The sequence below is a fragment of the Streptomyces sp. NPDC051582 genome, from assembly GCF_040681715.1.
Lineage (GTDB): Bacteria > Actinomycetota > Actinomycetes > Streptomycetales > Streptomycetaceae > Streptomyces.
Window position 1 is genome coordinate 1 of the sequence record NZ_JBFAZJ010000042.1, and the last position, 24,688, is coordinate 24,688.

The 24,688-nt window shown below is 70.9% G+C and carries 20 protein-coding genes; 7 read left to right on the top strand and 13 right to left on the bottom strand.

The genetic code is table 11. The features are described 5' to 3' along the window. Positions 1–171: 171 nt before the first annotated feature. Complete coding sequence (locus tag AB0M92_RS35095; RefSeq protein WP_366106407.1) at positions 172–615, bottom strand: MarR family transcriptional regulator; 444 nt, start codon at positions 613–615, stop codon at positions 172–174. Between the two features lie 137 nt (positions 616–752). Here AB0M92_RS35095 and AB0M92_RS35100 point away from each other — a divergent pair, with 137 nt between their 5' ends. Continuing rightward, positions 753–2,261 carry an MFS transporter gene (locus AB0M92_RS35100; protein ID WP_366106408.1) on the top strand — a complete coding sequence of 503 codons (1,509 nt, stop codon included), beginning with the start codon at positions 753–755 and terminating at the stop codon, positions 2,259–2,261. A gap of 134 nt (positions 2,262–2,395) precedes the next feature. Further along, on the top strand, positions 2,396–2,686 hold the full coding sequence (locus AB0M92_RS35105) for a hypothetical protein (protein ID WP_366106409.1): 291 nt from the start codon (positions 2,396–2,398) through the stop codon (positions 2,684–2,686). 100 nt (positions 2,687–2,786) lie between these two features. On the opposite strand, the gene AB0M92_RS35110 is transcribed toward AB0M92_RS35105, so the two are convergent. The 6 genes from AB0M92_RS35110 to AB0M92_RS35135 form a co-directional block, all read right to left on the bottom strand. Next, positions 2,787–3,551 (bottom strand): hypothetical protein, encoded by a 765-nt coding sequence (locus tag AB0M92_RS35110; protein ID WP_366106410.1) that lies wholly within the window; start codon positions 3,549–3,551, stop codon positions 2,787–2,789. 73 nt (positions 3,552–3,624) lie between these two features. Next, complete coding sequence (locus AB0M92_RS35115) at positions 3,625–3,984, bottom strand: DUF6204 family protein (protein ID WP_366106411.1); 360 nt, start codon at positions 3,982–3,984, stop codon at positions 3,625–3,627. Positions 3,985–4,129: 145 nt separating this feature from the next. Then, positions 4,130–5,014, bottom strand: a complete 885-nt coding sequence (locus tag AB0M92_RS35120) for a pirin family protein (protein WP_366106412.1) — start codon at positions 5,012–5,014, stop codon at positions 4,130–4,132. Between the two features lie 155 nt (positions 5,015–5,169). Further along, a complete protein-coding gene (locus AB0M92_RS35125; protein WP_366106413.1) occupies positions 5,170–5,805 on the bottom strand; it encodes a hypothetical protein in 636 nt (211 codons plus the stop codon). A 140-nt stretch (positions 5,806–5,945) separates the two neighbouring features. Beyond that, on the bottom strand, positions 5,946–8,027 hold the full coding sequence (locus tag AB0M92_RS35130; RefSeq protein ID WP_366106414.1) for an RICIN domain-containing protein: 2,082 nt from the start codon (positions 8,025–8,027) through the stop codon (positions 5,946–5,948). Positions 8,028–8,260: 233 nt separating this feature from the next. Next, entirely contained in the window at positions 8,261–9,178 is a 918-nt protein-coding gene (locus AB0M92_RS35135; RefSeq protein ID WP_366106415.1) for an EamA family transporter, read from the bottom strand. 84 nt (positions 9,179–9,262) lie between these two features. Here AB0M92_RS35135 and AB0M92_RS35140 point away from each other — a divergent pair, with 84 nt between their 5' ends. Next, on the top strand, positions 9,263–9,772 hold the full coding sequence (locus AB0M92_RS35140; RefSeq protein WP_366106445.1) for a MarR family transcriptional regulator: 510 nt from the start codon (positions 9,263–9,265) through the stop codon (positions 9,770–9,772). A gap of 76 nt (positions 9,773–9,848) precedes the next feature. On the opposite strand, the gene AB0M92_RS35145 is transcribed toward AB0M92_RS35140, so the two are convergent. Then, positions 9,849–11,792 carry a galactose oxidase-like domain-containing protein gene (locus tag AB0M92_RS35145; RefSeq protein WP_366106416.1) on the bottom strand — a complete coding sequence of 648 codons (1,944 nt, stop codon included), beginning with the start codon at positions 11,790–11,792 and terminating at the stop codon, positions 9,849–9,851. Between the two features lie 217 nt (positions 11,793–12,009). Between AB0M92_RS35145 and AB0M92_RS35150 the strand changes: the two genes are divergently transcribed. After that, a complete protein-coding gene (locus tag AB0M92_RS35150) occupies positions 12,010–12,690 on the top strand; it encodes a DUF4360 domain-containing protein (RefSeq protein ID WP_366106417.1) in 681 nt (226 codons plus the stop codon). A 90-nt stretch (positions 12,691–12,780) separates the two neighbouring features. Here AB0M92_RS35150 and AB0M92_RS35155 read toward each other — a convergent pair whose 3' ends face one another. Next, positions 12,781–13,707, bottom strand: a complete 927-nt coding sequence (locus AB0M92_RS35155) for an AraC family transcriptional regulator (protein WP_366106418.1) — start codon at positions 13,705–13,707, stop codon at positions 12,781–12,783. A gap of 200 nt (positions 13,708–13,907) precedes the next feature. Between AB0M92_RS35155 and AB0M92_RS35160 the strand changes: the two genes are divergently transcribed. Further along, positions 13,908–14,801 carry an MBL fold metallo-hydrolase gene (locus tag AB0M92_RS35160; protein WP_366106419.1) on the top strand — a complete coding sequence of 298 codons (894 nt, stop codon included), beginning with the start codon at positions 13,908–13,910 and terminating at the stop codon, positions 14,799–14,801. On the opposite strand, the gene AB0M92_RS35165 is transcribed toward AB0M92_RS35160, so the two are convergent. From AB0M92_RS35165 to AB0M92_RS35180, 4 genes are all read right to left on the bottom strand, one after another. Then, positions 14,783–16,744, bottom strand: a complete 1,962-nt coding sequence (locus tag AB0M92_RS35165; RefSeq protein WP_366106420.1) for a helix-turn-helix domain-containing protein — start codon at positions 16,742–16,744, stop codon at positions 14,783–14,785. The two genes, AB0M92_RS35160 and AB0M92_RS35165, sit on opposite strands and share 19 nt — an antisense overlap. A gap of 32 nt (positions 16,745–16,776) precedes the next feature. Then, positions 16,777–18,147 carry an MFS transporter gene (locus AB0M92_RS35170; RefSeq protein ID WP_366106421.1) on the bottom strand — a complete coding sequence of 457 codons (1,371 nt, stop codon included), beginning with the start codon at positions 18,145–18,147 and terminating at the stop codon, positions 16,777–16,779. 483 nt (positions 18,148–18,630) lie between these two features. Further along, positions 18,631–19,611 (bottom strand): hypothetical protein, encoded by a 981-nt coding sequence (locus tag AB0M92_RS35175; RefSeq protein WP_366106422.1) that lies wholly within the window; start codon positions 19,609–19,611, stop codon positions 18,631–18,633. 843 nt (positions 19,612–20,454) lie between these two features. Next, the gene (locus tag AB0M92_RS35180) at positions 20,455–21,693 is read right to left on the bottom strand and encodes a DNA/RNA non-specific endonuclease (RefSeq protein WP_366106423.1); all 1,239 of its coding nucleotides are present in this window, start codon (positions 21,691–21,693) and stop codon (positions 20,455–20,457) included. Between the two features lie 977 nt (positions 21,694–22,670). On the opposite strand from AB0M92_RS35180, the gene AB0M92_RS35185 reads away from it, so the two are divergent. Together AB0M92_RS35185 and AB0M92_RS35190 are read left to right on the top strand one after the other, a co-directional pair. Then, on the top strand, positions 22,671–23,963 hold the full coding sequence (locus AB0M92_RS35185; RefSeq protein WP_366106424.1) for a hypothetical protein: 1,293 nt from the start codon (positions 22,671–22,673) through the stop codon (positions 23,961–23,963). Positions 23,964–24,308: 345 nt separating this feature from the next. After that, positions 24,309–24,587, top strand: coding sequence for a hypothetical protein (locus AB0M92_RS35190; protein ID WP_366106425.1), 279 nt, complete (start codon positions 24,309–24,311; stop codon positions 24,585–24,587). Positions 24,588–24,688 lie beyond the last annotated feature (101 nt).

Genomic DNA, 24,688 nt, shown 5'->3' on the forward strand with positions numbered 1-24,688 from the left:
GAACCCCCGCTCTGCCGCGGGCGAACACCGCAATCTGAAACAGGGGACGCCTCACGTGGCGACCCACGACCTCAAAACCAGGTCACTAGGGGGTGTCCGCGAAGTGGCGGCGTCCGCCCGCAGGGCGGGCTGCCGGGCGCCGCGGGACAGGCGGGACTTCGCGGCCACCCCCTAGGTCGCGTCCTTCTCCATGGTCGGGCGCAGCCGCTCCAGCAGGGCGTAGAGCGTCGCGCTCTCGGTCGCGTCGAGGGTGTCCAGCGCGCCGTGCGTCGCCTGCATCTCCTCGCGCACGCGGCGGATGATCTCGCGGCCGGCGTCCGTGGCCACGACGTTCTTGACGCGGCGGTCGGAGGGGTCGGGCTCGCGCCGCACCAGCTCCCGGGCCTCCAGGCGGTCCACGATCCCGGTGACGTTCGATGCGTCACACACCAGGAGGGTGGCCAGGCCGCGCATCGGCAGCGGGCCGTTCAGCTGGGCGAGGACCCGGGCCTGGGTGGACGTGAGGCCGTAGTGGGCCGCCGCGGCCGCGAAATCGCGCCACTGGGCGGTTCCGATGGCGGCGAGCAGCTCAAGAAGTTCGAGCTTGGTGGGGGCGGGTCGGGTGCTGGCGCTCATGCCGTCGAGCGTACTCAGGTGGTTGACATTGTCAATTGTTTACTTGACCACTTTAACTATCGACGTCTACCGTCGACGGAGTTACTTGATGACATCAAACATCTGCGATCTGAAGCACTAAGAAGGTCCTGCCAGCCATGAGCACCGCCGCCCCCGCCCCCGCCGAGGCCAAGAACAGGAACGAGACGGTCATCGTCTTCGCCCTGAGCCTTGCCGCCATGGTCGTGTCGATGATGCAGACCCTGCCGGTCCCGATCCTGGGCCTCATCCGCACCGACCTCGGCACCTCGACCGCCAACGTGAGCTGGGTGACCACCGCCACGCTGCTGTCCGCCGCCGTCTTCACCCCGCTGCTCGGCCGCTTCGGCGACCAGCACGGCAAGAAGCCCACGCTGGTGGCGGTCCTCGGCGTCATGGTCGTCGGCTCCGTCATCGCCGCCGTCGCGACCTCGCTCCCGCTGCTGATCCTCGGCCGCGTCCTGCAGGGCGCCGCCACCGCGATCTTCCCGCTCGCCCTCTCGGTGCTGCGCGAGGAAGTCCGCCCGCAGAAGCTCCCCGGCGCGATGGCCCTGGTCAGCGGCACCCTCGCCTTCGGCAGCGGCCTGGCGCTCGTCGCCACCGGCCTGCTCACCTCCGGCTCCGACGCCGACTACCGCAACGCCTTCTGGATGGCGACCGGCTTCGCGGTCCTCGCCCTGCTCGCCGTCGCGTTCCTGGTCCCCGCGACCCGGCACAAGACCGGCGGCCGTACCGACTTCCTCGGCGCGCTGACCCTCGGCATCACCCTCCTGCTGCTCCTGCTGCCCATCTCGCAGGGCCACGAGTGGGGCTGGACCTCCGGCCGTACGCTGGGCAGCTTCGCCGGCGCCGCCGTCATGACCGCCGTCTGGGTCTTCACGGAGCTCAAGGTCAGCGAGCCGCTCGTGGACATGCGGATGTTCGTCCACCGCCCGGTTCTCATGGCCAACCTGGCCGGCATCCTCGTCGGCTTCGGCATGTTCGCGAACTTCCTGGGCGTCTCGTACCTCGTCCAGATGCCGCAGAAGCTCACCGGCTACGGCTTCGACGCCTCCATCCTGCGCGCCTCCGTCCAGTTCCTGCTGCCCGGCGCGATCGTCTCCCTGCTCGCCTCGCCCATCGGCGGCCAGCTGGTCCGCCACCGCGGACCGCGCGTGGCCCTGGGCCTCGCCGCCGGGCTCGGCGCGGTCGGCTTCGGCTGGCTCGCGCTCGACCACGGCCACAGCTTCTCGGTGATCGGCGCCGGTCTGATCGTCGGCGCGGCCGTCAGCTTCGGCTACGCGGCCATGCCCGCCGTCATCATGGCGAGCGTCCCGCACCACCAGAGCGGCATCGCCAACGGCATCAACTCGATCTCCCGCTCCACCGGCAGCGCGATCGGCAGCGCCATCGTCACCACGATCCTGGCGTCGAAGACCATCGAGCACCTGCCCGCCGGCGTCCCGGCCCTGCCCGCCGAGTCCGGGTTCACCCTCACCTTCTGGATCGGGGCCGTCGCCTTCGCCCTGGTCGCGGTGATCAGCTGGATCGGCCTGCGCGGAGCACACGGACCGCGCACCGTCGAGTCGGGCACGCCCGCCGAGGCCCCCGCGAAGGTGGCGGAGCCGGAGCCGGCCCAGACCGTCTGACCTGGCCCTTCGAGGGGACGGCACCGTTCGCGGATGCCGTCCCCTCGTTTGCGTGCTGTCCTGTCCCCGTGGACAGGGGCCGCCACCGGGCGGCGGTGGAGGGGCCTGACCCGGCACGCGAGGAGTGACCTGCCATGGCGATCCTGATGCACGCCACCGTCCCGGGCATCACGGCGGAGCAGTACGACGCCCTCCACGCGGAGCTCCTGTCGATCCCCGGCATGTTCGACGGCTGCCTCTCGCACGTCTGCGTCGCGAGCCCCGAGGGCCTGGACATCTACGACATGTGGGAGAGCGAGCTGCACGCGAACGTGTTCGCGGAGAAGCTGATGCCCGTCGTGGAAGCCCAGGGCTGGCAGAGCACGGGCGGCCGCCCCGAGGTCTTCCCCGTCCACAACTACGGCTTCCCCGGGATCAAGGACTGAGCCACAGCGCCGGCGCACCCGCAGGGGGTGTCGGCCCAGGGGTGTCCGCAAAGTCCCGGCCCGCCCTGCGGGCGGACGCCGCCACTTTGCGGACAACCCCCTAGGAAGCGGGGGCCGCGGCGCCCTTCGTGAACTTCTCCCACTGTCCGGCGACGATCTCCTGCGGTACCCCGCCGAAGTCCTTGGTGTCGATGACGTCCGAGCGGAACGCGAGCGTCACGGACCCGGAGCGGATCAGTGTGAGGTACTTGTACAGCGAGATCCCCGGGTCCTTCACGTCCTGCGTCACGATGCGGTACGAGCGCGCCTCGTCGCCCAGCGCCGGCGCCTGGACCGGCTCCACCCTGAGCACCTTCGCCTCGACGAGCGCACGGTCCTCCGCATAGCCGCCGGCGCACCGGACGCCCGCGTCCGCGAGGGACTTCACGGCGGCGGCCGCGGCCCCGGCGTCCCGGTACGAGCGCAGCAGGATCTCGGTGCCGACCGCCTGCCACTCGCCGGGCACGTCCGCCTTGGCGAAGGCCTGGGCCGTGTGACCCGCCTTGCCGAGGCTGGTCAGCGGACGGCACTGCGCCGGCTGCGCCTCGTAGTCCTCGCTCATGGGCTCGTCGAGGAGCGGATCGCCGACCTCGTACGGCCCGAACTTCTCGCCCTCCGCGACGAGCAGGGCCTTGAGCCGCTCCGGACCGGGCCCCGGTGTGCCGCTCGGGCTCGCGACGGCGCCGCCGGCCGGCGCGCCCGCCTTGTCAGCCCCGGCCGCGTTCCCGGATCCGCCGCACCCCGCCGTACCCGCCACCAGCGCGGCGGCGCCCATGACGAGGCCCATCGTTCGCCCCAGCCGCTTCGTGTTCCCGACTCCGTACATGCGGTGCCGTCCCCCCCGATCGTTTCGAAAGGCCGATTGTCGCAGGCCGCGCGGGGGTCACCGAGCCGAGCGCTCAGGCCTCGCCGCGCGCAGCCGCCTGGCGCTGGCGCTTGCTCAGCGGGGCGAGCGAGAGGTCCTGCGCGCGGGACGTGAGGCGCTTGAAACCGTAGCCGCGCTCGGTGAGCCGGCTCTCGGCGGCGAGCTCGGCGCGGGCCGTCGCGTCGAGGATGTCCTCCTCGGCCTCGCCCGAGTCGAGGAAGCGGAACGTGAAGAAGGGGCCGACGGCGATGTCGTACGAGAGGTGGCCCTCGGTGGTGTAGGCCGAGCGCATCATGTCGTGCTCCGGCGCCGCGGCGAGCAGCTCCGCGCGCTGCTCGGCGCTGAGGCCGTCGAAAGAGCCGCGGACGGTGATCCGGAAGGTGCGAGTACTCATTCCGGCAGGGTAGGCAGCCCGGACGGCACGGCGCACCGGGATTTCCCGCCCGTCGTTCGCGCCCGGCGGCAGCCGGACCGGCCCGGTGAAACGGTCCGCTGCGGCGGTGCGCTCGCCGTGACGGGGGCCGAGATCGCCCGTCCCGTCAGCCGTCGATGTGCCCCATCAGGCCGTGCTGGTAGTCCATCTGGGCCTGCCGGATCTCGGCGGCGGTGTTCATGACGAACGGGCCGGTGCGGGCCACGGGTTCCCCGAGCGGCTCGCCCGCCAGGACCAGCACCTCGGCCGCCCCCTCCGGTGCCTGGACCGCAAACCGCTCCGCGTCGCGGCCGAGGATGGCCAGGTGGCCGTCGGGGAGCCGGGCGTCGGGGGTGGCGGCCGTCCCGGACAGCACGTACAGCAGGGCGCTGTGCCCGGTCGGGACGGTGAACTCGGCCCGCCCGCCCGCCGTGAGGCGGGCGTGCACGACGAGCACCGGGGTGTGGGTCTCGAAGGGTCCCCGCACCCCGTGGGTGCTGCCGGCGATCACGGTGAGCTCGGCGCCGCCGTCCTCGGTGACCACCCGCGGAATGCCGCCGGGGGCGGAGCCGTACTGGACGCGCGGCGGCGTGGACTTGAGCCGGGCCGGCAGGTTAACCCAGATCTGGAGCAGGTGCTGCGGGCCGCCGCCGGCCAGCAGTTCGGGGGCGGGGCGGGCGAGGTGGACCAGCCCCGACCCGGCCGTGAGCCACTGCACCTCGCCGGGGTGCATGACCCGCACGTGCCCCGCCGAGTCGACGTCCTCCATGGGGCCTTCGATGACGTACTGGATGGTCTCGAAACCGCGGTGCGGGTGCGGCGGCGTGCCCTTGGCCTCGCCCGGGCCGAGCAGGTGCGGGCCGACCTGGTCGACCATCAGGAAGGGGTCGACCAGGGGCAAATCCGGCTGCGGGAAGGGCCGGCGGACCGGGAAGCCCTCACCCTCGAAGGTGTGGAAGGGGCGGACGACGCGGAGGGTGGAGCGTACGGCGGCGGCGGTGGTGAGGTGCATGCGCCGAATGAACGGCACGGCCGATTCCACTGTCAACGCGGACGCGTTCGGCTGTCAGGTCGTACCACCGTCTTCGGCCACGACGCCCCGAAGCCCAGGCCTGGGCTTCGCCGTCGCCGTCGCCGTCGCCTTCGGCTTCCGTTCCGGCCTCGGCCTCAGAGCCTGCGGGCCCGGGCGCGGCGCAGCAGTACGCCGCCGGCTGCGCCGGCCAGGGCGATCACGGCCACACCCGCCGTGGTCCACCAGACGGTACGGTCCGTGCCCTCGCTCTCAGCGGCAGGGGCCGGGGCAGCCGCCCCGGAGGACGCGGGAGGAGCCGAAGCGCCCGAAGGGTCGGGCGATGCGGCGCCGGACGGGGCGGCCGCGCTCGGCGTGGCCGCGGACGGCGCCGGGTCGACCACCGGGACCGCGATCTCCTTCTCTCCGTGCCCGAGCGACGGGAAACCCACGTCGACGCTCACCTTCCACGTCCCGGGCGGCAGCACCTCGGCGGTGCTCCAGCCGGTACGCGACCCGGCGTCGCGCACCAGCCGCCAGGGCCCCATCAGGCGGGAGCCGTCGGGGCTGGCCGAGTTCACCGTCGCGGCGACCGCCTCGTCGATGGCGTCCCCGTCGTTCTCCCAGGTGATCTCGGTGGTGACATGGCCTTCCCGCTGCCCGGTGATCACGACCTTGACGGTGTCGCCGTGGGCCTGGGCTTCGATGGGAACGGCCACGGCCAGGGCCTGGGCGAGGAACAGGAACAGGAAGCCGAGTCCGCTGCGGACCGGGAAAGCGGGACGTGTACGCATCGTTGGGTGCTCCTGGTGCGGTGGGATGCGAGGTGCTGCGCTGCGGGGATGAGCCGCGGTGCGCGGGAGATGAGGGGGCCGGTGGACGGCCGCGTGGGGGCGGCCGTCCACCGGCGGCGGGCGGGATCGGATCCGGAAGGTCAGCCGGCCTTCTGGACCGTCCACACCTGGGACGCGCGGCCGTCCGTGCGCTGGAGGTCGAGCAGCCAGGCGCCGTAGTACGGGCGGCTGCTGACGGTCAGGGCGTAGCCGCCGCTCGCGTCGGTGACGGTCACACCGCCGCCGCGGGACGACAGCTTCCACTGCTGTGCGGAGTTGCCGCCGCAGGGCTGCTGCGCGATCCACATGCCGGCGGCCGGAGCGCCGCCCGCCTGCATGCACTTGCCGGAGACGGCGGACTTGAGGCGGACGAGCCCGCTGCCCGCGTCCTCGAAGAGCCACTGCTGCTGGGCGTAGCCGTTGGCGCGGCTTCCGACGAGGACCGTGCCGTCGGCGCTGCGGCCGCCCCACAGCTCGGCGTTCATGCCGGTGCTGCCGTTGCCGAGCGTGTAGCGGGCACCGGGGGTGGTGGTGCCGCCGCCCGCACCCTTCGTACGGAAGGCCGTGGTGGAGCCGGCTCCGCTGTCACGGCCGGAGGTGTCGCGGACCGAGACGGCGACCTTGTACTCCGTGCCGGGCTTGAGGTTGTAGATGCGCAGGGCCTGCGACTGGACCCAGGTCAGGTGCTTGCCGTTCAGCAGGACCTGGTACCACGCGGCCCCGTCGACCTTCGGCCAGCTCACCACGACGGAGTCCGACTGGATCTGGGCCGCCGTCACCTTCGGGCCGCCCGTGGGCTTCTTGGTCGGCGTCGGGGTGGGCTTCTTCGTGGGGCTCGGCGTGGGCTTCGGGTTCGGGTCGGGGTTGGTGCCACCGCCGCCGCCGTTGGCCTTCATCAGGAACTGGTTGTTCGCGATGTTCCAGTGCGTGGCGAGGTAGCTGCCCGCCTTGGGGTTGGTGTGGAAGTAGTCGTCGTGGTTGCAGTCCAGGATGTTCTCGGCGGCCTGGTTGGTGCACACGTTGCGCATCTGCGGGTAGTACGGGGTGTCCGAGTAGCACATGACGTCCCACTCGTCCGTGCAGTGGGCGCCGCGACTGGTGTTGGGGGCGCTGTTGTTGACCGCGCCGAGGTTGTGGCCGAGCTCGTGCGCCGCGGTGTGGCCGCCCCAGCAGCCGGAGTCCGTACGGCCGTACGAGGGACCGAAGTTGCTCTGGTTGTCCTGGCCGGGCCGCTCGTCGCCCGCGAAGGTGCCGATGCCGCAGTAGACCTGGGTGTCCGCGAAGATCATGTACTTGCGGTCGCGGCGGTCGAGGCCCTTGCCGGCGAGCGCGTTGTTGGTCGCGCTGAACTCGGAGAGCGCCGAGGCCGGGAGCTCGATGTTGAGCACCGTCGGCGTGCAGTCCGCGGCCGTGACGAAGCGGATGTGGCGGACGCCGCCGGTCTCCTGGGCACTCGTCGAGTAGATGAGGTCGGCGTCGGCCGCCCACTTGCGGAACGAGGCGAGGTACTCGGAGTAGCGGTCGCGGTCGGAGCCGTGGACGTACACGACCTGGACGCGGTTGCCGGTGCTGCCGTCGCCGTCGCACTGGACGGTCTGGCCGGCGGGACCGGCCGCGACGGCCTGGCTGCTGCCTCCGGCCGCCGCCGGCGAGGGCGCCGCGGCGGGGGCGGACTTGGCGGAGCCGGCGTCGGCTGCGGGCGCGTCCTGAGGGCGCCCGCTGCCTTCGGCCGCGGCGGCGTCGCCCGAATCGGGCTTGGCCGGGTCGGCGGCCGGGGCCTTCGTCTTGATGACGGGGGCCACGTCGGCCTTGATGTCGACGTCCTTGGGCGGGGCGTCGGGGCCGTGCGTGCAGAGCCCGGCCTCCGTGCGGTAGACGCCGACGCAACGGTCGCCCTTCGGCGCGGCCTTGAGTCCGTCGAAGACCATGCCCTTGGCGGTCTCGCTGGCGGGCTCGCCCACGAGGGGTGCCGGCTCCGCGTCACGGGCCGGTGCGGAGGCCGGTGTGAGGGAGTCCGCGGCCGCCTCGGCCAGTACGGGCGTCCCTGCCTGGGCGTCGTCGCCGAGCCCGGAGTAGGCGATGCCGCCCGCTATCACCGCCGCCGTGGCCATGGCGGCGGTGAGGAGTATCAACCTGCGGGGCTTGCGCCGGTGTTCGCGCGGCTTCCTGCGATGTCTAGTCATGCGCACCTCAAATCCTTGGTCGGGAGGAGTGGGTGCGCGGAAGCCTGCCAGACCGACGCGGTGGAGAATTCGGACAAACTGGAATGGGGCCCGAGATATCAGACCGTTACCTTCTGGCCTGATTTGATGAACCGTCAACTTGCTTAAAAATAAGGCCAGTTACGCGCGTAGGGTGTTATTGGTCCAGGCCATTTTAGGGATCTCGTTATCTAATCGAGATATGTACCAAACCCTTATTGACGGCAATTCAGTCCGGAATTTATGTTATCGCTACGTGCCGAATTCCTGCCGTCACGAGCTGTGAGGAATCCTCCCTTCCGCCCGAGCAGGATGCCCGTCAGGGTCAGCAGGAGTCCGCAGATCTGTCGAAGGGTGAGTGTTTCTCCGGCGATCGCCGTACCCAACAGCACGCCCGTGACCGGGTTCAGCAGCCCGAGCAAGCCGACCGTCGCGGCCGGCAGCCGCCGCAGCCCGGTGAACCATGCCGCGAAGGACACCGCCGTCGCGACGACCGTGACATAGGCGAATCCGAGCAGCTCGGGAAGGTCGAGCGCCGGCGGCGATCCCTCCACGGCGATGGCGAACGGCAGCAGCAGGAGCCCGCCGCCCAGCAACTGCCACGCCGTCGATGCGAGGACGTCGACCTCCGCGCTCCACCGCTTGGCCAGGACGTAGCCGAACGAGGACATCGCCATCGCGGCCACAGAGGCCAGCACGCCGACCGGGTCCATCGGCACGGCCCCGGTGAACAGCGTCAGGGACACCCCGGCCACGCCGAGACCGGCGCCCGTCAGCCGGCGCGGCCCCGGCCGCTCGGCGATCAGCGCCCAGGCGAACAGCATCATCACCAGCGGCGCGGTCGCCATGACGGTCGAGGCCGCGCTCGTCGGCAGCCGTTGCGCGGCCACGTAGATCAGTGCGAAGAACGCGCTCATGTTGAGGAAGCCGAGCAGCAGGGACTTCCACCACCAGGATCCGCGGGGCGGCTTCCGGCGGACGGCCAGGAGCAGCAGGCCCGCGGGCAGTGCCCGCAAGGCCGCGCCGTAGAGGGGGTGGCCGTCGGGGAGGAACTCCCGTGTGACGTAGTAGTTCGTACCCCACGCGATCGGCGCTGTCGCCGTGACCAGCGACCACCGGAGATTGGCTTCCATGGAAGCTATAATACCTTCCATGGAAGGTATGCTGGTCCGGTGAAGCAGGAACCGGAACCGAACGAAGAGCGGACGGGGGCGCGCGTGCCTGCGCCCGCAGACCATGTCGCCCGCATCCAGGCACAGTGGGCGCGCGAGCGCCCGGACGTCGACGTGTCCCCGCAGGGCGTGATCGGGCGGCTGCACCGGCTCGGGCTGCTCCTGACGGACCGGCTCTGCCTCGTCTACCGCCGCTACGGCCTGAGCGAGGGGGAGTTCGACGTACTGGCCGCACTGCGCCGCGCGGGGGCCCCGTACGAGAGGGCCCCCGGCGAGCTGGCGGTGCACACCATGGTCACGACGGGTGCGATGACCAAGCGCATCGACCGCCTCGAACGGGACGGCCTCGTCGCGCGCCGCCGCTCGGCCGCAGACGGCCGGGGGCGCGTGGTCGCGCTGACCCCGGCCGGGCGCGAGCTGATCGACCGGGCGTTCACCGAGCACATGGAGAACGAGCGGAGCCTGCTCGAAGGCCTCACCCCGCGGCAGGCAGCCGAGCTGGAGGTGCTGCTCACCGCCTGGCTGGCCCGGGTCGAGCCGCCGCCGGGGCCCTGACGGGCGAGGGGTCCACCGGCGGCCGCTCCTACCGGAGGCCGCTGCGGCGGGCGGCCGCTGCGGCGGGCGGCCGCTCTTACCGGCGGCTGCCGAGCTTGACCCACTTCGCCGTGCTCGGCACCCCCTTCGCGTCGAGCAGGAACAGCATGTAGTACCCGGGTGGGGCGTCCGCCGCGCCCGGCGGCGTCCGGAGCCCGATCGAGGATCCGCGTACGCCGGTGATCGGGAGTTCCAGGTGGCGCTGGCTGGTGTTCACGGCGTGGGTGACGGTGGTCGGTGCGAGGAGCGCGGCGCGGGTGACCTTGGCCGCCGTGGAACTGCCCACCTCGAATGCGGCGCCGTAGCCCAACTCGCCCCCGGGAACCCGGTCCAGGGCGGGCCGGCTGCCGCCCCGGTGCAGGTACGCGGGCTCGTAGAGCTCGATGCTGCCGTCCATCGTGTCCTTGATGTCCGGGTCGTTGGCGATCTGCTGGAGCTCGTCACCGGTCACCATCATCCGGCCGTCCGGCAGCACAAGGGCGTTGGAGTGGTAGCCGCGGGGCAGGCGCTGCGCCGGCCCGAGCTTCCAGTGGCCCCGGGCGTCGCGCAGTTCGATCTGCCGGTACGAGAGGTCGGCCTGCGGATTGAACGGCCCGTGCCCGTAGTTCCGGGTGTCCAGGGCGCCGTTGACCGTCAACAGCGTGCCGTCCGGCAGGATCAGCGTGTCGTCCTGCGTACGGCCGAAGGCGCGCGGCTCCTCGGTGGTCCACTTGCCGCCGGACAGCCGGTAGGTGTTCGGGTCGCGCGGATCGCCGCCGAGCACGAGCACGGAGTCCGGACCGCGGAACCCGGCGGGCAGCGGCACGGCCGAACCGTAGCCCCTGAAATCGGCGGGCCGCCGCGGCAGATCGGAGCGGGTCTCCTTGACCGGGTCGAACAGCCACTGCTGGTCGGCGTCGCGGCCGAGCCCGTAGACCATGCCGTCGCGCAGCGAGAAGAGGTGCGGGTAGTCGTTGCGGAAGGGAGCGTCCGCGCGGAGCCGTTCCGCCGCGAGGCCGACCGGGATGTCGTACGTCCGCCAGGGCACGGGATGGCGCAGCGCGGGGAAGCGCTCCACGACCGGGGTGGGTGTGCCCGTACCCCGCTCGGACTGGCCGGACATGATGATCTGGCGTCCGTCCGCCCCCGTCACGACCGAGGGGTACCAGCGGCCGACGGCCATGTCCTTGTTGCGGAACCAGGTTTCGGTCCACGGGTCGAACACGAAGGACAGCTTGGCGCCGCTGCCGCCCTTGCCGCCGGTGTTGCCGCCGAAGACGCCGACCATGCCGTTGGGGAGGAAGGCGTGCCCGGCGCAGAAGAAGGGGGCCGGGCGGGGGGTGTACGTACCGTCGGGCATCAGGACGGTCGGGGGTTCCACCTTCTTGAACGCCCGGGCCCCGGTGCCCTTGGCCGGGTCCCACAGGTACGCGCGGCCGGCGTTCGTCGGGCCGATCCGGTCGGTGGGCCCGGTCTCCTTGGTGGGGTTGGTCTCGACGCGTTCGAAGGAGAAGAGCAGCACCTTGCCGGTCGGCAGCAGCGCGGTGTGGACGCCGAAGTCGGGGGAGGGGAAGAACTCCGTGAACCGGCCGAACCGGGCCGCTTGGAAGGGGGCGTTGGTCTTCTGCTGCGAGGATGTGAGGGCGGCCAGGCTCGCGGTGCGCTTCGACTGCGGGTATTCCTTGGGGCCTTTGGCCGCGCTCCGCCGCTGGGCGTGCTCCCGGGCGTGCTCTTCGCCGATGACGGCGGCTTCGGCGGCTTCGGCGGGGTCGGCGGGGTCGGCCCCGGCCGTGAACGCGCTGTCGTCGGTGTGGTGGTGACCCGGCGGGGATACGTGCGCGGGGGTGGCCGCCGCGAAGGCGGGTGAGGCGGCCGCGGTGAGGGATGCGAGGGCGGCGGCCACGGTCAGGCACGCGGACAGCAGCGCGGCGGACCGCCGTAGGGGCGTACCGAGCGGGCCGGACGGGCCGGGCGGGCGGGGTGGGCCGGGCGGACCGGGCATGGGCTCTCCTCCGTCGGCGGGATGCCCATCATAAGAAATACGGGACTATTAGTGAGGAACGGCACGGCCGAGGCGGGCGGTGACGGAAGGTGCGGGCCATTCGGCCGCCGGGATCGGCGCGCTGAATCGTTTCTCCGGTGAACCGGCCCGTCCGACCGGGTGAGACTGCGTACCCGGAGCGGCCGTACGGCCCCCCGCGGCGGCTATCCATGGCGACGTGATCAAGCCACTTCGCACCACCCGCAAGGCTCGCGCCGCACTGGCCGCCGCGGCCGTGACCGGATGCCTCGTCACGCTCTCCCCATCGGCCGGGGCCACCGCCACCACTGCCGCAGCACCCCCGGGCCGGGTGACCGTCGACGTCGCCTCCGTCAACGGCTCGGGCTGCCGCCCCGGCAGCGCCGCCGTCGCCGTCGCCTCCGACAACTCGGCCTTCACCGTCACCTACAGCGAGTACCTGGCCTCGGCCGGTGGCGGGGTCGCCGCCACCGAAGGCCGCAAGAACTGTCTGCTCTCCCTCCTCGTACACGTACCGCAGGGCTACACGTACGCGGTGTCCCACGTGGACTACCGGGGCTACGCCGACCTGCAGCCCGGCGCGGTCGGTACCCAGAAGGCCAGCTACTACTTCCAGGGCATGAGCCAGACCGCCAACCGGTCCCACCAGTTCCATGGTGCGCTCGCCGACAACTGGCAGGTGACCGACACGACCGGCATCGAGGCCCTGGTCTTCGCCCCCTGCGGCGAACAGCGCAACTTCAACATCAACACCGAGCTGCGCGCGGAGGTCGGGACCTCCGACAAGAACAAGACGAGCTACATGACCGTCGACTCCACGGACGGCAGCATCAACTCCGTGTACCACTTCTCCTGGAAGCAGTGCCCGGTCCGCCGCTGAGCGGGTGGCCGGTCCCTGAGCGCCCCGAGCGGCGGCGGCGACCCGCCCCCGCCGCTCGCGGGCGCCCTGCCGTCGCGCCGGGCCCTTTGTTCACGAGGCCTTCGCCGCACCCGCCCGGTAGCGGCCCGGCGTCGTCCCGAACTCCCTGTTGAAGGCGTGCGAGAAGGCGTACGGCGTGCCGTAGCCGACCCGGCGCGCGATCGAGGCCAGGGAATCCGGCGTGTCCCGGAGCAGGGTGGCCGCGTACGTCAGCCGCCACCACGTCAGGTACGCCATCGGCGGGCGGCCGACCAGCGCGGTGAACCGGCGTGCCAGCGTGGGCCGGGAGACGCCCGCCTCGGCGGCGAGGCGCTCGTTCGTCCAGGGCGCGGCCGGATCCGAGTGCAGCGCCCGCAGGGCGGCGGCCGCGACCGGATCACCCAGTACGGCGGACCAGGCCCCGCCCGGCCCTTCGGCCATCCAGGAGCGGATCATGTAGACGAGCAGGAGATCGAGCAGGCTCGGCACCGCCATGCACGCCCCGGGCCGCTGCCCGCCCAGTTCACCGCCCAAGAGCGAGATGGCCGCCCGGAGTTCGGGGTGGGAACCGATCCGGTTCGGCAGGTGGACCACCCTCGGCAGCTCCAGCATGAGCGGGTGGACGCGGCTGCGATCGAGCCGGTACTTGCCGCACAGCATCTCCACCGCGCCGCCGACCGAATCTCCGGCGCGGCCCGGCGCCGCTGCCCCGGGCGCCGGCTCGAACGGAAGGGCCCGCGCCACGGTCGCCGCGTCGGCGGGGGAGTCGGCGATCACGTGCCCCGTACCGTGCGGCAACAACACCGCGTCGCCGGCGCCGAGGGACACCGGCGCACCGCCACCGTCGGGCAGCAGCCAGCAGCCGCCCTCCAGCACCACGTGGAAGCCGGCGCCCTCGTACGGTGCGAGGCGCACGCACCAACTCCCGCTCACCCTGAACCGGCTGGAGGAGGGCTGCCCGATCCGTACGGCCGCGATGGCGTCGCTCACCACATCCATGGGACCAGATTATCCGCAGGCGCAACAGGTGAGACGGCTGCGTATCTTCATGAGCCGAACAGACATTGAGGGGCTCAACTGCCCTTCGTAGACTCGACGTCATGAACAGCGAGAGCAGTCGGAACAGTCAGAGCAGTCGGAGCAGTCGGAGCAGTCGGAGCAGTCGCAGCGGCCAGGGCGGTCGGAACAGGCAGGGCATCATGCTGGGTGATGTCGAGATCACCCGGGTCGTCGAGTGGCAGGGGCCGCTCGGGCCCACGCGCGGCCTCGTGCCCGAGGTCGGGGCCGAGGTGTGGAAGGAGAACGAGGACTGGCTGTCACCGGACCACTGGGAGGTCGACGGCGACCGGGCGGTGCTCGCCCTCCAGACCTGGGTCCTGCGCAGCGCCGGGAAGGTCATCCTGGTCGACACGGGGGTGGGCAACGGGCGGGAGCGGCCCGGCTCCCCGCTCTTCCACCAGCGGGAGGGGGACTTCCTCGGGGAGCTGGAGCGGGCCGCCGGCGTCCGGCCGCAGGACGTGGACATCGTCGTCAACACCCACGTCCACGGTGACCACGTCGGTTGGAACACCGTTGCGCAGGAGGGGGGTTGGGTGCCCGCCTTCCCGAACGCCCAGTACCTCGTCCCGGCCGCGGACGACCACCACTTCGGGCCGGACAACGGCTACGGCGGCGGAGCACGGGAGGACGACCGGCTGATCTACGAGGACAGCATCGCGCCCGTCCACCGCGCCGGGCAGGTGGTGCTCTGGGACGGCGCGCACCGCATCGACGAGCACCTCACCCTGGAGTCCGCTCCCGGGCACACCCCCGGATCCTCCGTGGTGCGGCTCGCCTCCGGAGCCGACCGGGCCGTCTTCGTCGGCGACCTGCTGCACAGCCCCGTGCAGATCCTGCACCCCGCCTGCAACAGCTGCTTCTGCATGGACCCGGCGCAGGCCGCCGCCAGCCGTCGGCGCATCCTCGAACGTGCCGCCGACCGGGCAGAGTTGCTCGTCCCGGCCCATTTCGGCGGGACGGGAGCGGTCGAAGTCCGCCGCCAGGGGCAGGACTTCACCCTCGGGGCGTGGGCCTCTCACCGCGAGGTCGGATGACGGGACGCCGGGGAGGGCGGCACCGAGGTGGGCCGCGGCCCCGCCGCCACCCGCAGGATCCGCAGGGCGAGTTGGATCTCCAGCGCCCCGGCCGGGGTGTTCCAGTCCTCGCCGAGGACCTGGCGGACCCGGTCGAGGCGCTGCACCACCGTGTTGACGTGCACGTGGAGGACGTCCTTGGTGCGGGCCAGGCTGGAACCGTGCGCGAAGTACGCCTCCAGGGTGCGGACCAGTTCCGTTCCGCGCTGCGCGTCGTACGTGACGACGGGCCCCAACACCCGGTCCACGTAGGCGCCCAGGTCCGCCCCGTCACCGAGGAGCACCCCGAGGAAGCCCAGGTCGGGCAGGCCGGCCCCGCCGCCGGTGTGGCCGAGGGCGTGCAGGGCCTCCAGGCAGCGCAGCGCCTCGGCGTACACGCCCGGCAGCCCCTCCGGACCGGCGGCGGGCCCCGCGGAGCCCGCGGTCACCGGGGCACCCAGGGCCTGGCCGAGCTCGGCGGCGAGCGAGCGGGCGAGCGGGCCCGGGTCGTCCGTAGCGGCGAGGAGGACGACGCGGCCCTCGTGGACCCCGGCCAGCCCGTCGCGGGCGCGCGCGTGGCGCGCGGCCTCCGCCGCCAGCCGGGAGCGCAGCGCGGGGTCGCAGTGCAGCACCACCAGGGCGTGCGGGCGGGCGAGGTCGAACCCCAGCTTGCGGGCCCGGATCGCCTGGCTGCCGGTGTCCCGGACGCGTCCGGGGGCCGCCGGAGCCAGCAGGTCGCCGAGCAGTTCGCCGCGGACCCGGTCCTCGGCGTGGGCGATGGACCGACGCAGCAGGAGCAGCAGCGCCGTGACCAGGCCGGTCCGCTCGAACAGCCGCCGCTCGGTGTCGGGCAGGCCGCCGCCGCGCCCGCCGAGGGTGATGCTGCCCAGGAGTTCCGGCCCGGCGAGGACCGCGCAGACCCATGCGCCGTCCACGGCGACGGCGCGGCCGCCGGAGCGCGAGGCCGCGAGGGCGTGGGCCGGCGGGCCCGCGGGCGGGACCGCCGTATCCGTACCGACCCGCGCGAGCTCGGCGCCGTCGGCGTCGTGCACGACCAGACTGCCGCCCAGCAGGGCGGCGACCTCACGGGCGACGTCGGCCACGTCACCGCCGCGCAGCACGAGGCGGGTGAGCCGGTCGTGGGTCTCGGCGGCGAGCCGCGTCGCCTCGCTCTGGGCGCGGGCGGTCTCGGTGGCGACCCCCAGTTCGACGAGGGCCGTCCGGGTCTCTTCGAGCAGCCGCGCGCTGTCGATGGCGACGGCGGCGTGGTCGGCGAGGGAGGAGAGCAGCGCGACCGCGTCGGGCGCGAAGTCGCGGACCGCCCGGTCGGCGGCGTACAGCACCCCGATCACGCGGGTCCCCACGCGCAGCGGGACGCCGAGGATGCCGCGCAGGCCCTCCTCGCGGACCCCGTTGTCGATGGTGTCCGTATGCCGGAAGCGGTCGTCGGCGCGGTAGTCGGCGCTGGCGTACGGGCGGGCGGTCTGGGCGACCAGACCGCCGAGCCCTTCGCCCATGCCGAGCCGCAGCTGCTGGAAGGCGGCCGACACCGAGCCGTCGGTGACGCGCATGAACGTATCGCCGGCGGCCGGGTCGTTGAGGGTCAGGTACGCGACGTCGGTGCCGAGCAGCATGCGGGCCCGGTGGACGATGGCCCGCAGCACCGCGTCGAGCTCGCGCAGGGCGGCGAGGTCGCCGGCCGTGTCGAACAGGGCGGTGAGCTCGGCCTCGCGCCGCCGGTGCTGGTCGAGCGTACGCCGGATGTCCAGGGCCACCCGCGTGGCCTCCTCCACGAGGGCCTGCTCGGCGGGGCCCGCCCCGGCGGAGCGGGCGTCGGCGGCGGGCCGGTCGAACTGCTCGACCGGAGCGCCGCGGCGCAGCAGTTCGAGCAGTTCGAGCAGGGCGGATTCCCGCGGGGAGGTCATGGCGGCATTCTCCCGTGGCCGCAGGGCCGGGATCAGGCGGGGTGGTCGACGGCGGCCGGCAGCGGAGCCGCCCGACCCCCGGAGGGCGACTCGACTCGGGCCCGGGTGAGGTCCCGGCCGCGGGTCTCGCGGGCGAACGCGACGGTGAGCGTGGTCACCAGGGCGGCCGCACAGAGGTAGAGGGAAACGGGGACGGAGGAGCCGTAGTCCTTGAGGAGCTCGACGGCGATGAGCGGAGCCAGCGCCCCGGCGACGATCGAGGCCAGCTGCGAGCCCATCGAGGCGCCGGAGTAGCGGACGTCGGTGTCGAACATCTCGGAGATGAAGGCGGCTTGGGGCCCGTACATGGCGCCGTGCAGGAGCAGTCCGGCGGTGACGGCGAGGGTGATGACGGCGAAGGACTTCGAGTCGACCAGGGCGAAGAACGCGAACGCCCACAGGGCCATGCCGGCCGCCCCGATCAGCGTCACCGGCCGCCGGCCGATCCGGTCCGAGAGCGCGCCCCAGGCCGGGATGGTGACGAAGTGGACGGCCGAGCCGATGAGGACGGCGTTCAGTGCGGTGCTCTTGGCCAGCCCCAAGTGCACGGTGACGTACACGAGGAGGAAGGAGGTCAGCACGTAGTAGGAGATGTTCTCGCCGAACCGGGTGCCGATCGCGGTCAGCACCTGACGCCAGCCGCGCCGGAACACCTGGACGACGGGCGCGTCCTCCTCACGCCCCTGCCGGGCGGCCCGCGCGGCGAGGAACACCGGGGATTCGGAGACGGACAGCCGGATCCACAGACCGACGACCACCAGGACGCCGGACAGGAGGAAGGGCACGCGCCAGCCCCAGGCCAGGAACGCCGCGTCGGACTGCACCCCGGCGAGCAGGGCGAGCACCCCGGTCGCCAGCAGGTTCCCGCCCGGCGCACCGGACTGCGGCCAGGACGCCCAGAACCCCCGGTGCTCGGCCCCGCCGTGTTCGGAGACGATCAGCACGGCCCCGCCCCACTCCCCGCCGAGCGCGAACCCCTGCACCAGCCGCAGGACGGTGAGCAGGACGGGAGCCCCGACGCCGATGCTCGCGTACGTGGGCAGCAGCCCCATGGCGAAGGTGGCCCCGCCCATCATGAGCAGGCTGAGCACCAGGAGCTTCTTGCGCCCGACCCTGTCCCCGAAGTGCCCGAACACCACCCCGCCGAGCGGCCTCGCCAGGAACCCGATGGCGTAGGTGATGAACGCGATCAGCGTCCCGGTGAGCGGATCACTGGTCGGGAAGAACAGCTTGTTGAACACCAGCGCGGCGGCGGTGCCGTAGAGGAAGAAGTCGTACCACTCGATGGTGGTCCCGATGAGACTCGCCGCGACGATTCTCTTGATGTTCCCAGGACTGGCTGACGACGGGGCAGAGGCGGCCATGAGTACCACTTCCGGATGGGGGAGGGGACGTGTGCGTGTCGCCACACCATAGGAACGCCCAGGTCAACGGCACATGTAGCCCGTCACCACACTTCAACCCCAGCACATGTGCGCACCCCCCACCCCACGACGAAGACGCCCCGACGAGCCCTCCCGCGACCCCAAAATCCCGCCCATCAAGAATGCCCCGATTCGGCATGCTCTGACCCCACGGTGCTGACTCCCGTGCTGGATCGGCGCTGACTACGCAGCGTTGAACCCGGACATTCGCCACTGATCCCCGACGGGCAGGGCTCCATGCAGAGGCAGGACCCGGGTCGGGCACAGAAGCGCGGTCGCACAAACAAGGGCCCAGTCGAGGTGGCAGTTGCCCACGGACGCACAGGCTCGCAAGAACTCGATGGAGGGCAGTTGTTTCGGTGAGATGAAGGGCTACGACAGCCCTCCGACACCCACTTCAGAGCACCCGCCTACGCGCGCTTGTCAGAGGTTTCGTCGCATGGCTTCGATGCAGAGAGCGCGGGCGGCGCTCGACCGGTCACGGGAGTAGGCCGCGCCGAGGCTCATGCCGCTGTCGGTGTCGATCGGCGGCTGCTGCCACGCCTCGCTCATGTGGCCGCCGGCCTCGGAGCGGGCGGCTGCGACGAGCGCGGCGTACGGTTCGGCGACCGCGGAGGCTTCGATCTGGAGCCAGGCGTGGTGGAAGGCCATCCGTGCGAGGAGGGCGCTGGCCGCATCGGTCAGCTCGCGGTGGATGTCCGGCGAATACGGCCGTCGGCGGATGCGGTACGGCATCTGCAGATACTCCTCGACCGCCGTCAGCGCTTCGGCGAACGTCTTGGAGCGGCGCTCGCGTCGCAGCGCCCGGTGATTCAGCGCGTACGTGACGTAGACGCCGCCCAATGCAATGACGGGAACGATCAGTGCGGTGGTCTGTGCCTGCCCACGTCCAGCCGCTCGCCTGCGCCGCAGCCGAGATGAAGAAGGCGGTTTCCACGCGCTACTCCCCGGCAGGCCGTGTGGTGCGTCCTCGACGAGCCACTGACCGCCGTTCTCTCCGCCGGTGAGGCGCCAGCAGTGTTCCAGGAACAGATGGGTCCGGACGATCTCGAACAGATGGAGGAGACCCTTCGAACTCGTCCATCGGTGCTCCCCGGGGTCGTACGGATACCAGAGACACATGGCGCCGTCCGTGTTGTAGCGGTGCTTCGATGCTGCGCCGGGGTTGGCGAAGACGCGTGGGAAGTCCTGTGGGAGCTGCCCGAAGGTGGGGTAGCACGGATCGGCGAAGAAGCAGATGGTGACGGGTACTGGCGTGGCTTCGCCGATCACGTCGAGGCCGGTCAGGCGATAGGTCAGCCGGCCCTTGTCGTACGAGTGCTTGAGATCGGTGCCGAAGCGATGCCGCGCATCCCGTTCAAGAGGGGCCCACCATTGTGGCTGGACGCCGTACCAGACGCCCATTTCTACGGAGCCCAGGCCCGCACGCTGGTGATCCCAGGGGTCACCAGACCGAGTCCGGAGGCTGCGCTGCCGTTGAAGTAGATGGCTGATCCGGGAAACGGCGCTTGGCCTCGGCGAGTTCATCTTCAGTGACCTCGATCTGGTGGCGGGCTTCTTCGAGGAGTTGGTCGGCCGGGGACGGCTCTCATCGCCCCCGGCCCGGCTCAGCACTCTGGAACTGACGAATCCGTATTGGTCAGGGGTCGCCGTTCGTGAAGGTGTTGGCGACGGCGGAGTAGCTGCCATGCCATGGGCTGGTCGAGATCCCGAGCGTGGGAGGTGCCCCGCTCGGGACCCCTGGTTCCGTGCGCGTTCAGGAAGGTGGGTGCACCGTGGATGCCGCTATGTTCTTGGACGGTGTGCTCGACGGGCTGCGGCGGCGGCCTTCGGACCGGTCAGGACCGCGAAGTACCGAGTCGACATTCCAGGAAGCTGGAGGCACAGACGAAGGACTCCAGCGAACCGGTTCGAGTGACGGCCAGTTCGGGATTGGCCCGACGCCGGCCGTCAAGGTCGTCATCGAAGACAGCCAAGCTCATCACGGCGAACTGGATCAGACTCCCCGAGCGGTTTCTCCTGCCCTTCTCAGGGGATCACCTCACGGCGCCCCGCCACGGCTCGTCGGCGGGCCACAGCGGCTGCCCGCCGTCGACGGAGGTGCCGCGCACCCACGGGGACCCGGCCGCGGCAACCAGGTCGCTGTGCGTGCCATAGGGGCCAGTTGAGGGAAGACTCCGTGACGTCAAACGGCCGCGGCGGGGTGGGCCACTCATGCTGGCTCTCGTAGGCATCAACGGGTTGGAATCAGTTGCCGAGGTTGAGCCGTCCAGTGGTCCCCTGGGTGTTGGTGACGCCGGTGATGGGCAGCAGACTCTGCGTTCCGTCCGCCCGGTGAACCGCAGCGCTCATGGCGACACCCGTGGGGATCGTGCTGGCGCTGTCCTTGTAGAGGGGTGTCACCTGGTAGTAGACCGCATCATCCGGGCCCATGGTGGCCGCCTCGACTGCGTCCTTCACCTGCTTCTCGTAGGTCCGCATGCTGGGCGTTCCGGTGTTCATCCCGACCTGCCAGCAGGGGACGAGGTTGTTCTGCCCGCCGTCCAGTACCTGCCCTTTTCCGCCGAGGGTGTTGGCGATCAGGTGACATCGGGCGATCGTGGTTCCGGGCGAGTTCGCGGCGACGAACTGCATCGCGTCCAGCCAGCCGGTGATGTCCCCCACAGCCGGCGAAGCCGCGCTGCCGTCGCCGAGCTTCTTCCGCAGGCAGGCCTGCGCTCCGGCTGCCCTGGTCCCGGCCGGGCTGGTCGGGTCGGTCTGGTTGCGGTGCGGGACCGGTTGGGTGCTGTTGAGGATCCATCCGTCGCCGGAATTGGCCTGCATCATCTTCAGGCATGCGGCCTTCGGCTTGGTGAGGCTCCGCGTGACCTTTGCCGTCTCCACGTTGGTGCAGACTGCGCCGTTGGTCAACACGATGGTGGAGCGGTCGACCATGGCCGTGTAGGTTCCCTCGGCCTGGTCCTTGTCGCTCTGATAGCTGCCTTCCCAGCTGTCGCCGTAGAGGGGGGTCCCGCGAGTGCTGTACTCGTAGGAGTAGTTCGGCCCCTTGATGGTGGCGAACCAGGTGAAGTCGATGGCTTCCAATTTGTCCAGGTCGAACCCGGTCTCAATGGCGACCGGGTGCTTGTTGGACTTCTCCTTGAGCCTGATCCAGGCGATGCCGCATGTGATGTCGCCGGTGCCCATGGGACGGGTCTTGGCCTGCTGAGCGGCGCGGCGCATCACAAGTTCCGTGTTGGCCGCCGGGATGGGAATGGTCCTCCCGTCGGCCAGTCGCACGGTGACGTTGCCCGCTCGGTCCGGTGTTTTGGTGACCAGTTCCGTCACCCGCACTGTGGCCATCTTGGTCGTGATGGTGTCTTCCGCGACGGCGCTCCCGCGGTCGGCAGGATGCGTCGGCGCGGAGGCGGCCGTCGCTGTGCCGCCACCGAGCACGACAGCAACGGCCGTCGCGGCCACTGTCACCCTTATCAGCGCGCGGCGCACCCGGCCCGGTATTCGGGTTCGCCGGCCGTGGTCGGGACATGGGTCTGGAATGGACATGTGCTTCTCCGTGTTCGCGGTGGATGCGATCTCGATGTGCGTACGTGAGGCCCTCGGGACTCATGCGGACGTTGCTGGCCGGCTGTGGGGAGCAGTGGGCCACCGGCTGCGGGTCTCTCGGCATGGCGGCAGGCGAGATTGGCATCCCTGCCGTTAGGCGATGGCCTGCTCAAACGTCGGCCGACCCTGTGCTCGCACCCACGCTCGGCCCGGCAAGCACAGCCGATCCCCGGTCGAAAGGGATGCTGCTCATCCGAGCAGCTGAGGCCCTGGACAGCCTTCCTCACCTCAGGAAGGCGACGTTGTACGGGGACAGATACGGCAGCGTTGATTTCACGCGGCGAGGGTCGATTTACCCCGACATGGCCTCCTCGATCGAAATCTTGCTCTTTGGCTCCGATAGAACTCTCAGAGGGCAGGCGAACGACCTTCGGTGGATTCCATTCACCGTGCTCGTGATGTCTGCTTCCGTTGTTAATAGAGCTGTTCGGGCGAGTGCGCAAATATTCGGGCTGTCGCGGCCCACCCAAGGAACACGGTTTCGGACTAGCAGAGTTGACCGAATTCCGTGAGGCTTTCGTGGCGGCCTCACGTGCCGTCACACGGCGAGGGACTGCAGTGACAGCCACTGGTCGGCGGGGTGACGGCGACAGATTCACGACCAGCCAGCCCGTTGGGGCGAGGCGGTGATGCATTATGTCTACACCCATGAAATCCTGATGAATTCGTGCAGGGTAGGACCGCCGAACAGTCCGTAAAAAGCTATGGGTTGTGCCCCGGAACTGACTGATTCCGCCATCGTCACTGCGCCACTGCCGACGCTAAGTTCGCCGTGGTGAGGAAACATTCACCACACACCGACCACCGACCGGGACTCCCGCCTGCCCAACGCGGAGCCTGGCCCAAGGGGGATGAGCACGATGCGTCATTCACGATCATCCGGCCTCTGGCGAATAGGGCTGACAGCCCTCAGCGCGCTCGCTGTTTCCGCGCTCGCCGCCACGACGGCGACGGCCGCTCCGGCCGCCGCGGCTCCGGCCACGGCCAAGCCGGCCGCTCTGGCGGCAGGCCAGCCGAAGCTCGGCGATTCCTGCACACCGGCCGACCTCGGAAAGCGCTACCCGTACATCAAGTCCACCCAGGTCGTTCCGACGATCACGCATTTCAAGGGCTGGTACGTAACCGAGGGGTCAACGGGCTCCCAGACGATCGAGACCAGCACACAGACCGTGGTCACGGTCCAGGTCGGCCTCTCTGCCAACATCCAGGGCAGCTTCCAGGTTGAACTGCTCGGCCAGGTGGGCGGAAGCCTGGGCCTGAACGTGCAGATATCCTCCAGCACCACCAGCAGCGAGTCCAAGTCGATCTCCTGGGACTTCCGCAGGCCCGGCTACTACGCCCTGTACGAGGGGACCCGCAAGGTCACAGGCCAGTACGGCAGCCTGAACTGCAACCGCGTCGCCACCGGCAACGGCAACAGCGCCACCAAGTGGGTCGATGGGCCCGAGAGCGGCAGCTATACCACCTACACCACCCTCGAAGAAGGCGCGGTCCGCTGCGAGGACACCGTCCCGGCCAGCAGCATCATGCGCAAGGCACAGGATCTCCTCGACTGCGGCTCTCCCGTCGCGACCGCGAAGCACCCGGCCGGACCCGTCCGCTCGGCCAATGCCGATCAGGCCAAGCGTGACGCCGACAAAGCCGTCACAGCCGCCCAGAGCATGAAGGCCGTCCAGGCCGCCCAGCCCGCCACGCGAGCCGCCCTGGACTGCCAACCCGCCGTCTACAAAATCGATGTCCCCGGCAAGCCCCTGAACTGGAGCGCACCGCTGCTGGCCAACGACGGCATCCGCCTGCGAGAGTCGACCTTCTTCAGCGCCCACCTGGACAACTGGCGCCTGTGCAACGTCACGGAGAACAACGGAGTCCTGGAGGCGACCCTCTGGAACTGGGGCAACGGCGGATGCGCGACCATCCCGGCGGACATCGCCAATCTGGAGCAGGCCTACCTGACGACGGCCACCTGCGGGGAGGACGACCTCCAGCGGTTCTACATCTACCGCGACGTACCCGGCAGCTCGAAGATCGGTCTGCAGAACAAGTACACCGGGTCCATGCTGGGCCACGACCGGTACGCAGACGGGGAGCTGGTCCGTCAGTACTCCGGCGGCAGGCAGGACGGTACGGGCACCTACGCCCTGACCCGAGTCTGACGGCTCCCACCCCGTGAGCGCGGCCCCGCACGTGCACCCCCGGCTTCCTGTTCCAGTGGAAATCCGGCCTCTGTGCGGGGCCTTCCGCGTCTCTACCTCAAGCCCAGCCACGGGGGAAGAACCAGGTCTGCGCGGGATTGCGTTCCACGTCCTCCACCCGATGCCCACCTCATCCCCGTCCGCGACGACGGCGCCTCTCGTGCGCCGACGCGCCGCCCACGACCACCGGCCGCCTCGCACTGCTTTGGGATCATGGCCAATGCGTGGTCCTGCTTCTGGCCGGGTGGTGATGGCCGATCTGTGCCCGCCCTCGAAGGGAGTCGCGCATCCGGCGATCACGCAGCTGTGGCGAAGCACGCACCGCCCTGGCCGTGGGCGCCTGCGCCTCCTCGACGGACCCCACCCTGGGAGCGGTCACCCTCGCCTTGCTGGGCCAACCTCCGCTACAGCGCGAACGACTCCCACGGCGCGCTCCACCTACTCGACGGAGCCTTCGCCGACCACCGCAAGATCTCCTCGCCCCGCATGATGGCCATGCTCCACGCCCGCGCCGCCCGCGCCCACTCCAAAGCCGGCACCCCCGCCGACGCCTGTCGTCAGATCGCCGCCGCCTTCGCCGCCTAGATCAACCACGATGAACTCCACCAAGTCGGGGCTGATGATGGCGCTCGGTCGATCCACCTCGATGCCGTCGGGTTGCGGCTGATGTCGCTGGCCGCAAGCGG

What these genes read in the sequence shown, in the direction of transcription:
- AB0M92_RS35095 (WP_366106407.1), bottom strand. Translation starts at nt 615, where the DNA reads ATGAGCGCCAGCACCCGACCCGCCCCCACCAAGCTCGAACTTCTTGAG.
- AB0M92_RS35100 (WP_366106408.1), top strand. Translation starts at nt 753, where the DNA reads ATGAGCACCGCCGCCCCCGCCCCCGCCGAGGCCAAGAACAGGAACGAG.
- AB0M92_RS35105 (WP_366106409.1), top strand. Translation starts at nt 2,396, where the DNA reads ATGGCGATCCTGATGCACGCCACCGTCCCGGGCATCACGGCGGAGCAG.
- AB0M92_RS35110 (WP_366106410.1), bottom strand. Translation starts at nt 3,551, where the DNA reads ATGTACGGAGTCGGGAACACGAAGCGGCTGGGGCGAACGATGGGCCTC.
- AB0M92_RS35115 (WP_366106411.1), bottom strand. Translation starts at nt 3,984, where the DNA reads ATGAGTACTCGCACCTTCCGGATCACCGTCCGCGGCTCTTTCGACGGC.
- AB0M92_RS35120 (WP_366106412.1), bottom strand. Translation starts at nt 5,014, where the DNA reads ATGCACCTCACCACCGCCGCCGCCGTACGCTCCACCCTCCGCGTCGTC.
- AB0M92_RS35125 (WP_366106413.1), bottom strand. Translation starts at nt 5,805, where the DNA reads ATGCGTACACGTCCCGCTTTCCCGGTCCGCAGCGGACTCGGCTTCCTG.
- AB0M92_RS35130 (WP_366106414.1), bottom strand. Translation starts at nt 8,027, where the DNA reads ATGACTAGACATCGCAGGAAGCCGCGCGAACACCGGCGCAAGCCCCGC.
- AB0M92_RS35135 (WP_366106415.1), bottom strand. Translation starts at nt 9,178, where the DNA reads ATGGAAGCCAATCTCCGGTGGTCGCTGGTCACGGCGACAGCGCCGATC.
- AB0M92_RS35145 (WP_366106416.1), bottom strand. Translation starts at nt 11,792, where the DNA reads ATGCCCGGTCCGCCCGGCCCACCCCGCCCGCCCGGCCCGTCCGGCCCG.
- AB0M92_RS35155 (WP_366106418.1), bottom strand. Translation starts at nt 13,707, where the DNA reads ATGGATGTGGTGAGCGACGCCATCGCGGCCGTACGGATCGGGCAGCCC.
- AB0M92_RS35160 (WP_366106419.1), top strand. Translation starts at nt 13,908, where the DNA reads ATGCTGGGTGATGTCGAGATCACCCGGGTCGTCGAGTGGCAGGGGCCG.
- AB0M92_RS35165 (WP_366106420.1), bottom strand. Translation starts at nt 16,744, where the DNA reads ATGACCTCCCCGCGGGAATCCGCCCTGCTCGAACTGCTCGAACTGCTG.
- AB0M92_RS35170 (WP_366106421.1), bottom strand. Translation starts at nt 18,147, where the DNA reads ATGGCCGCCTCTGCCCCGTCGTCAGCCAGTCCTGGGAACATCAAGAGA.
- AB0M92_RS35175 (WP_366106422.1), bottom strand. Translation starts at nt 19,611, where the DNA reads ATGGGCGTCTGGTACGGCGTCCAGCCACAATGGTGGGCCCCTCTTGAA.
- AB0M92_RS35185 (WP_366106424.1), top strand. Translation starts at nt 22,671, where the DNA reads ATGCGTCATTCACGATCATCCGGCCTCTGGCGAATAGGGCTGACAGCC.